At 70.9% G+C, this 13,480-nt stretch carries 11 protein-coding genes; 3 read left to right on the forward strand and 8 right to left on the reverse strand.

Going from position 1 to position 13,480, the window contains the following annotated elements; all coding sequences use genetic code 11:
- Window positions 1-7: 7 nt before the first annotated feature.
- Both BM339_RS36615 and guaA read right to left on the reverse strand, forming a co-directional pair.
- Entirely contained in the window at window positions 8-511 is a 504-nt protein-coding gene (locus BM339_RS36615) for a GNAT family N-acetyltransferase (protein WP_075023877.1), read from the reverse strand.
- A gap of 135 nt (window positions 512-646) precedes the next feature.
- A complete protein-coding gene (gene guaA, locus BM339_RS36620) occupies window positions 647-2,260 on the reverse strand; it encodes a glutamine-hydrolyzing GMP synthase (RefSeq protein ID WP_177287869.1) in 1,614 nt (537 codons plus the stop codon).
- 225 nt (window positions 2,261-2,485) lie between these two features.
- Between guaA and BM339_RS36625 the strand changes: the two genes are divergently transcribed.
- Window positions 2,486-3,436: a zinc metalloprotease gene (locus BM339_RS36625; RefSeq protein WP_021594094.1), complete on the forward strand. Its 951-nt coding sequence runs from the start codon at window positions 2,486-2,488 to the stop codon at window positions 3,434-3,436.
- Here the strand turns inward: BM339_RS36625 and BM339_RS36630 are convergent.
- Window positions 3,424-4,152, reverse strand: a complete 729-nt coding sequence (locus BM339_RS36630; protein ID WP_075023924.1) for a DNA alkylation repair protein — start codon at window positions 4,150-4,152, stop codon at window positions 3,424-3,426. The genes BM339_RS36625 and BM339_RS36630 overlap by 13 nt on opposite strands.
- Before the next feature lie 170 nt (window positions 4,153-4,322).
- Between BM339_RS36630 and BM339_RS36635 the strand changes: the two genes are divergently transcribed.
- On the forward strand, window positions 4,323-5,216 hold the full coding sequence (locus BM339_RS36635) for a zinc metalloprotease (RefSeq protein ID WP_075023879.1): 894 nt from the start codon (window positions 4,323-4,325) through the stop codon (window positions 5,214-5,216).
- Between the two features lie 52 nt (window positions 5,217-5,268).
- Here the strand turns inward: BM339_RS36635 and BM339_RS36640 are convergent, their stop codons facing one another.
- The 3 genes from BM339_RS36640 to BM339_RS36650 form a co-directional block, all read right to left on the reverse strand.
- Entirely contained in the window at window positions 5,269-5,589 is a 321-nt protein-coding gene (locus BM339_RS36640; protein ID WP_143118752.1) for a hypothetical protein, read from the reverse strand.
- Window positions 5,590-5,888: 299 nt separating this feature from the next.
- Window positions 5,889-7,640: an FAD-dependent oxidoreductase gene (locus BM339_RS36645; RefSeq protein WP_075023881.1), complete on the reverse strand. Its 1,752-nt coding sequence runs from the start codon at window positions 7,638-7,640 to the stop codon at window positions 5,889-5,891.
- Window positions 7,641-7,649: 9 nt separating this feature from the next.
- The gene (locus tag BM339_RS36650; RefSeq protein WP_075023882.1) at window positions 7,650-9,230 is read right to left on the reverse strand and encodes a succinic semialdehyde dehydrogenase; all 1,581 of its coding nucleotides are present in this window, start codon (window positions 9,228-9,230) and stop codon (window positions 7,650-7,652) included.
- Window positions 9,231-9,483: 253 nt separating this feature from the next.
- Between BM339_RS36650 and BM339_RS36655 the strand changes: the two genes are divergently transcribed.
- Complete coding sequence (locus tag BM339_RS36655; protein ID WP_083598369.1) at window positions 9,484-10,101, forward strand: TetR/AcrR family transcriptional regulator; 618 nt, start codon at window positions 9,484-9,486, stop codon at window positions 10,099-10,101.
- Window positions 10,102-10,262: 161 nt separating this feature from the next.
- On the opposite strand, the gene BM339_RS36660 is transcribed toward BM339_RS36655, so the two are convergent.
- Both BM339_RS36660 and BM339_RS36665 read right to left on the reverse strand, forming a co-directional pair.
- Window positions 10,263-12,002, reverse strand: a complete 1,740-nt coding sequence (locus BM339_RS36660) for a glycerol-3-phosphate dehydrogenase/oxidase (RefSeq protein WP_024934165.1) — start codon at window positions 12,000-12,002, stop codon at window positions 10,263-10,265.
- Between the two features lie 98 nt (window positions 12,003-12,100).
- Entirely contained in the window at window positions 12,101-13,216 is a 1,116-nt protein-coding gene (locus BM339_RS36665) for a GuaB3 family IMP dehydrogenase-related protein (RefSeq protein WP_075023883.1), read from the reverse strand.
- Window positions 13,217-13,480: the final 264 nt, after the last annotated feature.

Consider the following 13,480-nt stretch of genomic DNA (forward strand, 5'->3'; position numbering starts at 1 on the left):
GCACTTCTCAGTCGGAGGGGATCTCCAGGTTGGAAAAGTACGGCTCCGTGAAGGGAAGGTCCTCGGCCAGCCAATGGCGCAGGGCACGGTAGAGGCCGCTGTAGTGGCCGGCCTTGTACGCCGAGGGCGTCACCCACCAACTCACGTCCACGTCGTACTTCGCCAGCTCTTCGGACAGCGGGGTGCGCCGTCCCATGGGATACAGGTAGCAGCAGCCGAGGTAAGCACCGGCGACGTCGTACACGGCATAGGCGAAGGAGTCGCCCTCCCGGAACTCGCACTCGTGCCACACGAGGTCGACGAAATTGAACTCCTCGGTGACCTTCTCCACCGGCCAGGAGCCGCCACGGGTCCGGCGGATGATGTCGATGCTCGCATTGATGCCGCGCACGTCATCGGCCAGATCGGCACGCGACAGCGCCCTGGCGACGATGTCGCCGTGGGTCAGCCGTGTGGGCACGGCGAAACCGGGCGGCACGGACAGTTTCCTGACGAGCTGGCCGTAGTCCATGGCGTTCCTCCTCGGGCGGCGGACGGCGGGCCGGCGGTCACCGGCTCGTCGAGCGTGCCGCCCGCGGAGGGGGCGGGACATCCGTGCTCCCACGGATCCGCCACGGAATCACCACGGCCGGGCGGGCGGGACCGCCTACTCCCACTCGATGGTGCCCGGAGGCTTGGACGTGATGTCGACCGTCACCCGGTTGATCTCGCGGACCTCGTTGGTGATGCGGGTGGAGATGCGGCGCAGCAGGTCGTACGGGAGCTTCGCCCAGTCGGCCGTCATCGCGTCCTCGCTGGTCACCGGGCGCAGGACGATCGGGTGCCCGTACGTCCGGCCGTCGCCCTGGACGCCCACGGACCGGACGTCGGCGAGCAGGACGACCGGGAACTGCCAGATGTCGCGGTCGAGGCCGGCGCGGGTGAGCTCCTCGCGGGCGATGGCGTCGGCGTCGCGCAGGATGTCCAGCCGCTCGCGGGTGACGGCGCCGATGATCCGGATGCCGAGGCCGGGGCCCGGGAACGGCTGCCGCCAGACGATCTCCGACGGCAGGCCGAGCTGCTCGCCGAGCGCGCGGACCTCGTCCTTGAACAGGGTGCGCAGCGGCTCCACCAGCTCGAACTGGAGGTCGTCGGGCAGGCCGCCCACGTTGTGGTGCGACTTGATGTTCGCCGCGCCGGTGCCGCCGCCCGATTCGACCACGTCCGGGTAGAGGGTTCCCTGGACGAGGAACTCGACCGGCTCGGAGGCGTCCTCAGCACCCTTCTGGGGGGACGACCCCCCAGCTCCCCCGGATCCACCGTGGACTATTTCGCGGGCCGCCTCCTCGAACACCCGGATGAACTCGCGGCCGATGATCTTGCGCTTCTCCTCCGGGTCGGTGACGCCGTCGAGGGCGGCGAGGAAGCGCTCCTGGGCGTCCACCACGTGCAGGTTCACCCCGGTGACCGCGACGAAGTCCTTCTCGACCTGCTCGGGCTCGCCCTTGCGCAGCAGCCCGTGGTCGACGAACACGCAGGTCAGCTGGTCGCCGATGGCGCGCTGGACGAGCGCGGCGGCGACGGCGGAGTCCACCCCGCCGGACAGCGCGCAGATGGCCCGCTTGCGCCCCACCCGCTCCCGGACGGCCTCGATCGACTCGTCCGCGATGTTCACCATCGTCCAGTTCGGGCGGCAGCCGGCGCCCTCGTAGAGGAAGCGCCGCAGGATCTCCATGCCGTGTGCGGTGTGCAGGACCTCGGGGTGGAACTGGACGCCGAAGAAGCCGCGCTCCAGGTCCTCCATGCCGGCGACCGGCGTGACGTCGGTGCTCGCCGTGACCGTGAACCCGGACGGCGCCCTGCTGACGAAGTCGCGGTGGGACATCCACACCGCCTGCTCGTGCGGCAGCCCCGCGAACAGCATGCCCGGGGACGTGACGGCGACGGTCGCGCCGCCGTACTCGGCGACGTCGGAGTTCTCGACCGTCCCGCCGAGGGCCTGCGCCATCACCTGGTGGCCGTAGCAGATCCCGAGCGTCGGGACGCCGAGGTCGAACAACCCCTCCGGCACGATCGGGGCGCCCTCGGCGTACACCGACGCCGGGCCGCCCGACAGGATGATCGCCTTCGGCCGCCGGGCCAGCATCTCCGCCGCCGGCATGGTGGACGGCACGATCTCGCTGAACACATGGCACTCGCGGACCCGCCGCGCGATCAGCTGCGCGTACTGCGCGCCGAAGTCGACGACGAGGACGGTGTCAAAGGACTGGTCTGCGGCCACCAACTACGCCTTTCGCACGGCCGGAAGGGCCTCCCAGTCTAAGGGGGCGCTGCCTGCGCCGATGCGGCGCACCTCGCAGACCACCCTCACATGGTGCGATCAGCCGATAACGGTCGGCATCCATTTACCTTGAGCGCACGCACCGGAGGGCTTCGCTCTGATACCTGTTGATGACGCCTCGTATTCGCCCGCTTCCCGTCCGCAAGCGACCTCCCTAGGAGTGCCGTGAAGCTGCTCGCCGCCGCCGCCCTGCTCGCCGCCCTCGCTCCCGCGGCGCCGACGGGGCCCTCCGGGCCGGCCAGACCCGCCCTGTCGCTCGACCGTGCGGACTGCGCGCACCCGGAGGCGAGGCTGCGGACAGGCGGCCATGGCGAGGAGCCCAACGAGCTGACGCCCGCCGAGGCGGCCTCTGTCGAACAGCGTCTCAACCAGGTTCTGGACGGTCTGGGGCTGGCAGCGGGCTCGACAGAACGTCCGGACGGCTCTACGGACCCTGCCCTGCAGCGCGCTGCTCAGATCACGATCCCCGTCTACTTCCATGTAATTCACGACGGCGCCAAGGGCAACGTGTCCACCGCGGCGGTCAAGCGGCAGATCAGCACGCTGAACGCGTCCTACGGAGGACGTAACGGAGGCGCGAACACGCGTGTCTCCTTCCGGCTCCGCGCCATCAGCCGCAGCGACAACGCGGCCTGGTTCGGCGACCCGGAACGCTACGAGGGGACGTACAAGCCGAAGCTGCGCAGGGGCGGCAAGGGGACGCTGAACCTCTACAGCGCCTACATAGGCGGAGACCTTCTCGGCTGGTCGACGTTTCCGTGGAAGTACAAGACCGATCCCAAGATGGACGGGGTCACGATTCACTACGCCAGCATGCCGGGCGGTTCCATCAAGCACTTCAACAAGGGCTTCAGCGCGACGCACGAGGTCGGGCACTGGCTGGGCCTCTACCACACGTTCCAGGACGGCTGCCGCGGCAAGGGCGACCGGGTCTCCGACACCCCGCCCGAGCGCGACCCCACGAACGGCTGCCCGACCGGTAAGGACACCTGCCCGTCCCCGGGGCGCGACCCGGTGCACAACTACATGGACTACGGCCACGACACGTGCATGACGTCGTTCACCGCCGGACAGGGCACCCGTGTCCACAAGGTGTGGAAGGCCTACCGCGCCTGACCCTTGATCCGGGCCGCGTCGGCGGGCGGCAGGTGGCGGACGGCCTCGCGCAGTGTCACGCCTGACATGGCGCCGGCGCGAGGCTCGACCCACGCGGTCACCCACGCCGGGTCCTTCTTGGACAGTTCGCGGAGGACCCACCCGAGGGCCTTGCGGATGAAGAACTCGCGTTCGTCTATGAGCGCGTCCCCGAAGCGGTCGATCCTGCCCAGGTCAGGGTTTCCCGTCCGTACGCCTCGCAGCAGGGCCAGGACGGCCGTACGCCGGATCCACATGTAGGGGTCGGCCACCCAAGCGTCCAGTGCCGTCGCCAGGTCAGGGTGGCGGACGACCAGATCACCGACCACCTTCTCCGCGAGATGGTCGACGTACACCCAGCTTGCCGAGTCGCGTACGAGCGCCTCGGCCATTCCGAGATCGCGCGGCTCCAGCAACGCGGCCCGCTTCGCGAGGACCTCTATGGCCGCCACGCGCGCCTCATGGACGGGACGGCCCTCGTCGGTGACGTCCCAGAGTTCGCGGGCGAGAGCGAGCAGTTCCTCCCGCGTGGGCTTGGCCTCGACCGCCGACAGCGCGACCTTCCGCAGTGCCGGGACGGGCACGCCGATGTGGACGAGACCGCTTTTCAGGTAACGCTTCTCGTTCTCGGCCCGTGACGAATCCGCCTGTGCCCGCAATTCCGCCAGGACCCGCGCCGTCTCCCCCTCCACGTCCATGCGGGACACGCTACGCCGTCGCGCCATGGCGCCGTGTTCAGCATTACCCGTACCTGTTCGTCCAGGTTTGCTAAAGACGTGATGATTATTCGCCTTCACCCTTGTCTCAGCACAGACTCCGCTCCCCCAGCGCGCGCTCCCCCGCTCGCGCCGCACCCCCAAGGAGTTCCATGAAACGCGCCCGAATCGCCGCTGCCCTCGGTCTGGCGGCCGCCTTCACCGCGTACGCACCCGCCGCCCCCGCCACCCTCGCCGCCCCGGCGGCCCCGTCCGCCCGGTGCGCGGACCAGCCCGCCCAGGCCCGCGTCCAGGCCGGAGCCCACGTCACGGAGCGGAACCAGCCCGGAGCGGCCAAGGTCGCCGCGATGGAGAAGGACTTCCACAAGCGCCTGGGCAAGCTGAAGAAGGCGAGAACCGCCGCGGCCGTCACCGTCCGCGTGCACTTCCACGTCGTCTACGGCAGCGCCGGCAACGTGTCGGACGCGGTGCTGAACAACCAGCTCGACGTCCTCAACGACGCCTACGCCGGAAGCGGCGTCACCTTCACGCTCGCCGAGATCAAGCGGACGCAGAACGCGTCCTGGTTCTCCGACCCCGAGCGTTACGAGAGCCAGATGAAGAACGCCCTGCACACCGGCGACGCCCAGGACCTCAACTTCTACACCGCCGACCTGGGAAGCAGCCTCCTGGGCTGGGCGACGTTCCCGAGCGAGTACAGCTCCCAGCCGTCGATGGACGGCGTCGTCATCCACTACCAGAGCCTGCCGGGCGGCTCCCTGGGCAACTACAACGAGGGAGACACCGGTACCCACGAGGTCGGCCACTGGATGGGCCTGTACCACACCTTCCAGGACGGCTGCGGCGGCCAGGGCGACCGCGTGTCCGACACGCCCGCCGAGCAGAGCCCCGCGTCGGGCTGCCCGACCGGCCGCGACACCTGCTCCACGGCAGGCGCCGACCCCATCCACAACTTCATGGACTACAGCTACGACGCCTGCATGTACGAGTTCACTCCGGGCCAGGCGGAGCGCATGCAGTCCCAGTGGGCGGCCTACCGCGCCTGACGAACGGCGTCCGGCGCCGCAGCCCTCGTGCTGTGGCGCCGGACGTAGCCGCCTACGGGGCGGTGCAGTCGGCGACCTTCATGCGCCACGCGCGCATGAGGGCCGCAGGAGCCGGACGCGCGCACGGGTCGTAGGCGCCGTCCACCATGATCACCTTCCAACGCCCTGTGGGCGCCTGCCGGGTAAAGGCCGCCCCCGCGTCGGTGTTCTTGGTGGGACTGTCGCGGTACCAGAGTGCGAGGACGGCGTAGTAGCGTCCGCCCACTCGTCCGTAGTGCGCGTTCTGCTTCTCCACTACGAGACGGCGGTAGTGCCCAGGATTGTGCTCACGCTCGTACACGTGGGCCAGCTCACTCCGCAGCTTCGCACTCATCGGCAGCACCTGCGGACGGTCCGCTGCCTGCACCGGACCAGCGGTCGCCGCGAGCACGAGAGGAACGCCTAACGCCACGATCAGGGGGATTTCTTTGCGCATTCCCGAACGCTAAGCGCACCCCCAGCCGCAACCCCCCATCCCCATTTCCGGCGCGTCTCCCCTCAACCCGACATAGCCGACAACACTCCCCGGGGCTTGGCCGACCACCGGGGGTTATCCACAGGAACGCGTTTCCCCTCCCCGGGGCTCCGGCGGGTCCGAGAATCCAGGGAGTCGAGTCGGGGGAGGCCGCGATGTCAGGTGATGTCGACGATGGGCAGGCGCAGTGCCGCGGGCGCGCCGTCCGGGACGACCGGGTTCTTCGGAGGGACGGGCGCGAGGCGCCGGTAGGGGTCGCCCAGCGCGGGGCGGGGGTCGCCCTCCGCGCGGTTCGGCCAGAACGCCATCGCGCGCTCGGCCTGGGCGGTGATGGTCAGCGACGGGTTGACGCCGAGGTTGGCCGACACCGCGGAGCCGTCCACGATGTGCAGGCCCGGGTGCCCGTAGACGCGGTGGTAGGGGTCGATCACGCCCGACTCGGCGGAGTCGCCGATGGCGCAGCCGCCGAGGAAGTGCGCCGTCATCGGGACGTCGAACAGGTCGCCCCACGTGCCGCCGGCGATGCCGCCGATCTCCTCGGCGATCCGCCGCGTCGCCTCGTGCCCCTCGGGGATCCACGTCGGGTTCGGCTCGCCGTGCCCCGCGGACGCGCGGACGTCCCAGCCGAACGGGCCCCGCTTCGGGCTCAGCGTGATCGAGTTGTCGCGGGTCTGCATGACCAGCGCGATCACCGTCCGCTCCGACCAGTGCCGCACGTCGAGGAGCTGGACGAGGTCGCGCGGCCGGCGCACCGCCTCCCGGGCGAACTTCAGGATGCGGGGCCGGTGCCGCTCCCCCGGGCGGTCGCCGTCCACCAGCAGGGTCTGCAGGCCGGCGAGCAGGTTCGAGCCCCGGCCGTACCGGACGGGCTCGACGTGCGTGTCCGGCGCCGGGTGGAACGACGAGGTGATCGCGACGCCCTCGGAGAAGTCGGGCCCCGGCCGGCCGTTGCGGCGGCCCCCGCCGAGGATCGCCTCGGAGTTGGTGCGGGTCAGGGCGCCCAGCCGGTCCGACAGGCGCGGCAGCAGCCCGGTCGACTTGAGCCTGTGCAGGAGCTTCTGCGTCCCGTAGGTGCCGGCGGCGAAGACGACCTGCCCGGCGGTGAGGGCCTTGCGGTTCCGTCCGAACGAGCCGGTCCGCACGATCGCGACCTCGTACCCGCCGCCGGGCAGCGGCCGCACCGAGGTCACGCGGCTGAGCGGCATGATCCGGGCGCCCGCCCGCTCGGCCAGGTACAGGTAGTTCTCCGTGAGCATGTTCTTCGCGCCGTGGCGGCAGCCCACCATGCACTCGCCGCACTCCAGGCAGCCGCGCCGCCGCGGGCCCACCCCGCCGAAGTAGGGGTCGGCGCTCTCGATCCCGGCACCGCGCCCGAAGTGGACGCCGACGGGCGTGCTGACGAACGTCCCGCCCTTGCCCATCCGGTCGGCGACCTTCTTCATGACCTCGTCGGCCGCCGTCGTCGTGGGGTTCCGGACGACGCCGAGCATGCGCTTCGCCTGCTCGTAGTAGGGCGCAAGCTCGTCCCGCCAGTCGGTGATGTGCGCCCACTGCCGGTCCCTGAAGAACGGCTCCGGCGGGACGTACAGCGTGTTGGCGTAGTTGAGCGACCCGCCGCCGACGCCCGCCCCCGCCAGCACCATCACCCGGCTCGACTTCGCGCCGCGGATGAGGTGCATCCGCTGGATGCCGGTCAGGCCGAGCGCCGGCGCCCACAGGTAGCGGGCCACGCGCCAGTTCGTCTTCGGCAGCTCCGGATACCGGGACCCCGGCGCCCCGGACGGGTTCGTGTCGAAGCGGCGGCCCGCCTCGATCACCCCGACCCTGTACCCCTTCTCGGTCAGGCGGAGCGCCGACACGCTGCCGCCGAACCCCGACCCGACGACGAGCACGTCGAAGTCATGCGTCACGGGCGTTCCCTACTTGATGCGGAGTTTCTTCATGAGCTTGATGCCGGACGACATCAGATCGGCGTACTTGGCGTAGCCGATCGAGCCCGGAGGCTCCAGATCCATGAAGTGCTGGCTCGCGACCGTCTGCACCTCGGTGAACCTCAGCAGGCCCTCCGACCCGTGCCTGCGCCCCACACCGGACTGCTTCATCCCGCCCATCGGGGAGTCGTACGACGCGAACGCGGCGCCGTACCCGTCGTTGACGTTGACCGTCCCCGCGTGGATGCGGGACGCCAGGCGGCGGCCCTTCGCCGCGTTCTTCGTCCAGACCGAGGCGTTCAGCCCGTAGGGCGTGTCGTTGGCGCGGGCGACGACCTCGTCCTCGTCCCGGTACTTGTAGACCGCGACGACGGGCCCGAACGTCTCGTTCGCGCACAGGTCCATGTCGCCGGTCACGTCCGTGAGGATGGTCGGCTCGTAGAACAGGGGGCCGATGTCGGGACGGGCCTTGCCGCCCGCGAGAACGGTCGCGCCCTCCTCCACGGCCTGGTCGACGTGCCGCGTCACCGCGTCGAGCTGGCGCCGGAAGGTCAGCGAGCCCATCTCGACGTCGAAGTCGAGGCCCGTGCCGAGCTTCATGCCCGTGACCATCTCGGCGAACCGGGGAACGAACCGGTCGTAGATGTCCTCGTGCACGTACATCCGCTCGATGGAGATGCACAGCTGCCCGGCGTTGGTGAAGCACGCGCGGACCGCACCGCGCGCGGTCCGCTCCACGTCGGCGTCCGCCATGACGATCATCGGGTTCTTGCCGCCGAGCTCCAGCGAGTAGCCGACCAGGCGCGGCGCGACCTTCTCGGCGATGGCCCGGCCACCGCGCGTCGACCCCGTGAAGGACACGTAGTCGGCCTCGTCCACCAGCGGATCGCCGATCTCGCCTGGATCCCCCACGACGATCTGCCACAGGTCGCGCGGCAGCCCGAGCGAGATCAGCAGGTCCAGCACCCACAGGCTGGACAGGCACGTCTGGGTGTCCGGCTTGTGGATCACCGCGTTGCCCGCCATCAGCGCGGGCGCGATGTCGCTGGCGCCGAGCGAGAACGGGTAGTTCCACGGGGCGATCAGCGCGACGACGCCCTTCGGGTGCCGCAGCTCCTGGACGCGCGTGGCGCCCGGCATCATCCCCTGCCTCCGCCGCGGCTTCAGCAGCTTCGGGGCCCGCCGCGCGTAGTACAGCGAGCACAGCGCCACGTCGAGGAACTCCTCCAAGGCGTGCCGGCGCGCCTTGCCGGTCTCCAGCTGGATGATGTCGAGGATCTCCTCGCGCCGGTCCACCAGCGCGTCCGGCAGCCGCAGGAACGGCTTGACCCGCTCGCCCGCCGGCCGCGCCGCCCAGGCCAGCTGCGCCTCGCGAGCCCGCTCGTAGGCCTTGCGGACGTCATCGGCACCGGAAACGGGAACGGTGGCGAGAGGTTCACCCGTGAACGGGCCGGGGATGGTCGCGGTCTCGGCGCCGTCCGAGGCGATGTGCGAGGCCAGCCGGTCGATGAGGGTCTGGGGGAGCTCGTGCTCTGCCGCGCCTGTGGCAGGGACCGTCGGGGATGCCATGGAGGCAGAGTATGACCAGCCGCCCATATCTGGCTACCCGCAAGTAACGCACTACTCGGGGTGATATGCCCCACCTCGCCGGTGTTTTCCGTCCTCGGCTGACGAACTCCCTCGAACGGACCGTTCCAAGCCAGGCAGAGTTGCGCAACTCGGGGACCGACCGCCTCCGACCGGTGTATTTCGAAGAGTAGGGAGAGAATCTCGGCGCGTGACCGCCGCCGGACGCGCCGCCGCTGACGGAGGGGAACAGCACATGACCGACGAGCGACCCGAGGCGAAGCGGCCGTCCGGCGGCGGCCCCCGGCCGCGCCGCGACAGGCGCGAGCGGACCCGCACCGCCCTGCTCACCGCCGCCGAGCGCCTCTGGGCCGAACGCGGCATCCACGGCGCCTCCCTCGACGACATCGCCGCGGCCGCCGGCCTCACCAAGGGCGCGGTCTACTCCAACTTTGCGGGCAAGACCGACCTGCTGCTCGCCCTGATGGAGCGCATCACGAGCGACCGCACCCGCACCGGCGTCTGCGAGGAGCTCCACGCCGCCGCGGAGGACGCCGACCCCACCGGCCGCTCGTCCCCCCGCCACGACGCCGACGACGCCCCCCGCCGCCTGGCCCTGCTCCTCGTCGAGTTCTGGCTCTACGGAATGCGCGACTACGCCGCCGGCTGGCGCATCGCCGACTGGTACGCCGAACGCCGCGCCCAGCTCGCCAGCGAGCTGGACCCCGCCGACGACGTGCCCCCCGCCGACCGCGCCACCCTCACCATGGCCCTCGACGTCGGCCTGGCCTTCCAACACCTCCTGGACCCCGCCCGAGTCCCCACCGACCTCTACAAGACCGGCAAAACCCTAATGCAACGCCCCACCCCCTAATCCCACCCCAACGCGCAGAGCGTGGTGGGTGCAGGTCGGGGGTGGGGGTGTCAGGTTTGGTGGGTCGGGGTGGCTCCGCAGAGGCGGAGGGCGCTTTCCAGGCATAGGGCCGATGCCTCGTCGGGGGGTGAGGCGGCGCCGGCGGGACTGACCGGAGGCGGCTAGGGCGTGGCGGTGGGGACGATGTCCGGGGCGCCTCGGCGGTGGGCGTCGGCTTCCTGGTCGTCTTCCTGGGTCTGGGAGGCTCGCTCGGCCTCCACGCGCTTGCGGTAGTACTCGATCTCGCGGTCGCGCTGCTTCTTGGACCAGCCGAGGACGGGGGCGAGGAGGTCGGCGGCCTCCTGGGCGACGCCTACGCCGCGGTCCCAGGTCTCGATGGAGATGCGGGTGCGGCGGGCGAGGACGTCGTTGAGGTGGCGGGCGCCCTCGTGGGTGGCGGCGTAGACGATCTCGGCGCGCAGGTAGTCGTCGGCGCCGGCCAGCGGCTTGGCCAGGTCGGGCTTGTCGGAGATGAGTTCGAGCAGGTCGTCCAGCAGGGAGCCGTAGCGGCGCAGGAGGTGCTCGATGCGGGCCACGTGCAGGCCGGAGCGGGACGCGAGGCGGTGGCGGGCGTTCCACATGGCCTGGAAGCCGTCGCCGCCGACGAGTGAGATCCGGTCGGTGCACGACTCGGCGACCTTGCCGTCGAGGCCGTGGGCGACGGCGTCGATGGCGTCCTTGGCCATGACGCGGTACGTCGTGTACTTGCCGCCGGCGACGAGCACGAGGCCGGGGACGGGGTGCGCGACGACGTGCTCGCGGGAGAGCTTGGAGGTCTCCTCGGTCTCGCCGGTGAGGAGGGGGCGCAGGCCCGCGTAGACGCCCTCCACGTCGTCGTGGGAGAGGGGCGTGGTGAGGACGGAGTTGACATGGTCGAGGACGTAGTCGATGTCGGCCTTCGAGGCGGCCGGGTGGGCGCGGTCGAGGTCCCACGCGGTGTCGGTGGTGCCGATGATCCAGTGGCGGCCCCACGGGATCACGAACAGGACGGACTTCTCGGTGCGCAGGATGATCCCGGTCGAGGAGTGGATGCGGTCCTTCGGGACGACCAGGTGGATGCCCTTGGAGGCCTTCACGTGGATCTGGCCGCGCCCGCCGACGAGTTCCTGGATGTCGTCGGTCCACACGCCGGTGGCGTTGACGACCTGCTTCGCGCGGACCTCGCTGGTCGTGTTGCCCTCCAGGTCGCGGATGCGCAGGCCGGTGACGCGCTCCCCCTCGCGCAGGAACCCGAGGCACTGGGTGCGGGACGCGATCTGCGCGCCGTACTCCGCGGCCGTCCGCAGCGCCGTCATGACGAAGCGGGCGTCGTCGACCTGGGCGTCCCAGTACTGGATCGCGCCGACGAACGCGTCCTTGCGCAGGGACGGGGCGAGCCTCAGCGCGCCGCGCCGGGTCAGGTGCCGGTGGTGGGGGACGCCGCGGGTGCTGCCCATCTGGAGCGACAGCAGGTCGTACAGGGCGACGCCGGCGCCGAAGTACGCGCGCTCCCACACGCGGTGCGTGGTCGGCAGCAGGAACGGGACGGGCCTCACCAGGTGCGGGGCGATCTGCTGGAGGAGCAGGCTGCGCTCGGTCAGCGCCTCCCGGACCAGGTCGAAGTTGTACTGCTCCAGGTAACGCAGCCCGCCGTGGATCAGTTTGGACGAGCGGGAGGAGGTCCCGGACGCGAAGTCGCGCGCCTCCACCACCGCGACCGACAGTCCACGGGTGGCCGCGTCGAGGGCCGCGCCGGCGCCGACGATGCCGGCCCCGACGACGACCACGTCGAACTCCTCCTGGGCCATGCGGTCGAGCGCCGCCGCGCGCTCGGCGGGGCCGAGCCGGGAGCTTCCAAGGCCGGTCACCGGTGATGCCGTCATCGCGTATCCCCCCAGAGCGGTTCGTTTTCCGAACGGTTCCTACCCAAGAGTAGGGACGGGTCCACCCTGGAAACGACCGATTCGGCGTGGGTTCGCTCTCAGTCGCTGGACCGGCGGGGGGCCACGACGACCTGTACCCGCTGGAACTCCTTCAACTCGGTGTAGCCGGACGTCGCCATCGCCCGGCGCAGCGCCCCGATGAGGTTCATGGAGCCGTCCGCGACGTGGGACGGGCCGTGCAGGATCTGCTCCATCGTCCCGATCGTCCCGAGTTCGATGCGGGTGCCGCGCGGGACGTCGCCGTGGTGGGCCTCGCTGCCCCAGTGATAGCCGCGTCCGGGCGCCTCGGTGGAGCGCGCGAACGGCGAGCCGACCATGACGGCGTCGGACCCGCAGGCGAACGCCTTGGCGATGTCGCCGCTGTTCACCATGCCGCCGTCGGCGATCACGTGCACGTACCGGCCGCCGGACTCGTCCATGTAGTCGCGCCGGGCGGCGGCCACGTCCGCGACCGCGGTGGCCATCGGCACGGCGACGCCGAGGACGGTCCGGGTGGTGTGCCCGGAGCCGCCGCCGAACCCGACCAGCACGCCGGCGGCGCCGGTGCGCATCAGGTGCAGCGCCGCGGTGTAGGTGGAGCAGCCGCCGACGATCACCGGGACGTCGAGGTCGTAGATGAACTGCTTGAGGTTCAGCGGCTCGGCGCGCCCGGACACGTGCTCGGCGGACACGGTCGTCCCGCGGATGACGAACAGGTCGACGCCCGCGTCGATCACGGCCTTGTGGAACTGGGCGGTGCGCTGCGGGGACAGCCGCGCCGCGACGGTCACGCCCGCCTCGCGGACCTCCTCGATCCGGCGGCCGATCAGCTCCTCCTTGATCGGCTCGGAGTAGATCTCCTGGAGCCGCTGGGTGGCGCGGACGTCGTCCAGCGAGGCGATCTCGGCGAGCAGCGGCTCGGGGTTCTCGTACCGCGTCCACAGGCCTTCGAGGTCGAGGACGGCGAGCCCGCCGAGCCGTCCGACGGCGATCGCGGTGGCGGGGCTGACGACGCTGTCCATCGGCGCCACGACCAGCGGCATCTCGAACCGGTAGGCGTCGATCTGCCAGGCGACGCTGACCTCCTCGGGATCGCGCGTCCGGCGGGACGGCACGATGCCGATGTCGTCGAAGGCGTACGCCCGGCGGCCGCTCTTGCCACGGCCGATCTCCACCTCAGCAGCCACTGCGCCCTTCCCTCACGTGATCCGGTGTTCCCGCGGACGGCGGCAACAAGCCCCGGAAGAGCTTACGTCAGCCCCGAGCGCACGCGAGACACGGCCGCGACGGCGAGATCGCAGGCCGCCGCGCCGATCCGGACCGGGCCGGAGACAGACCACACGGGCCGGAGACAGACCACGCGCCGGCCACATCCCCCGCAGAAGTGACCGGCGCGCTCTCGTTGGTTATGACGCGCCCCACCCCCGAAAGGTTCGGAC

The sequence above is a fragment of the Actinomadura madurae genome (genome assembly GCF_900115095.1).
Classification (GTDB): domain Bacteria; phylum Actinomycetota; class Actinomycetes; order Streptosporangiales; family Streptosporangiaceae; genus Spirillospora; species Spirillospora madurae.

What these genes read in the sequence shown, in the direction of transcription:
- BM339_RS36615 (WP_075023877.1), bottom strand. Translation starts at nt 511, where the DNA reads ATGGACTACGGCCAGCTCGTCAGGAAACTGTCCGTGCCGCCCGGTTTC.
- BM339_RS36630 (WP_075023924.1), bottom strand. Translation starts at nt 4,152, where the DNA reads ATGGACGTGGAGGGGGAGACGGCGCGGGTCCTGGCGGAATTGCGGGCA.
- BM339_RS36635 (WP_075023879.1), top strand. Translation starts at nt 4,323, where the DNA reads ATGAAACGCGCCCGAATCGCCGCTGCCCTCGGTCTGGCGGCCGCCTTC.
- BM339_RS36640 (WP_143118752.1), bottom strand. Translation starts at nt 5,589, where the DNA reads ATGAGTGCGAAGCTGCGGAGTGAGCTGGCCCACGTGTACGAGCGTGAG.
- BM339_RS36650 (WP_075023882.1), bottom strand. Translation starts at nt 9,230, where the DNA reads ATGGCATCCCCGACGGTCCCTGCCACAGGCGCGGCAGAGCACGAGCTC.
- BM339_RS36655 (WP_083598369.1), top strand. Translation starts at nt 9,484, where the DNA reads ATGACCGACGAGCGACCCGAGGCGAAGCGGCCGTCCGGCGGCGGCCCC.
- BM339_RS36660 (WP_024934165.1), bottom strand. Translation starts at nt 12,002, where the DNA reads ATGACGGCATCACCGGTGACCGGCCTTGGAAGCTCCCGGCTCGGCCCC.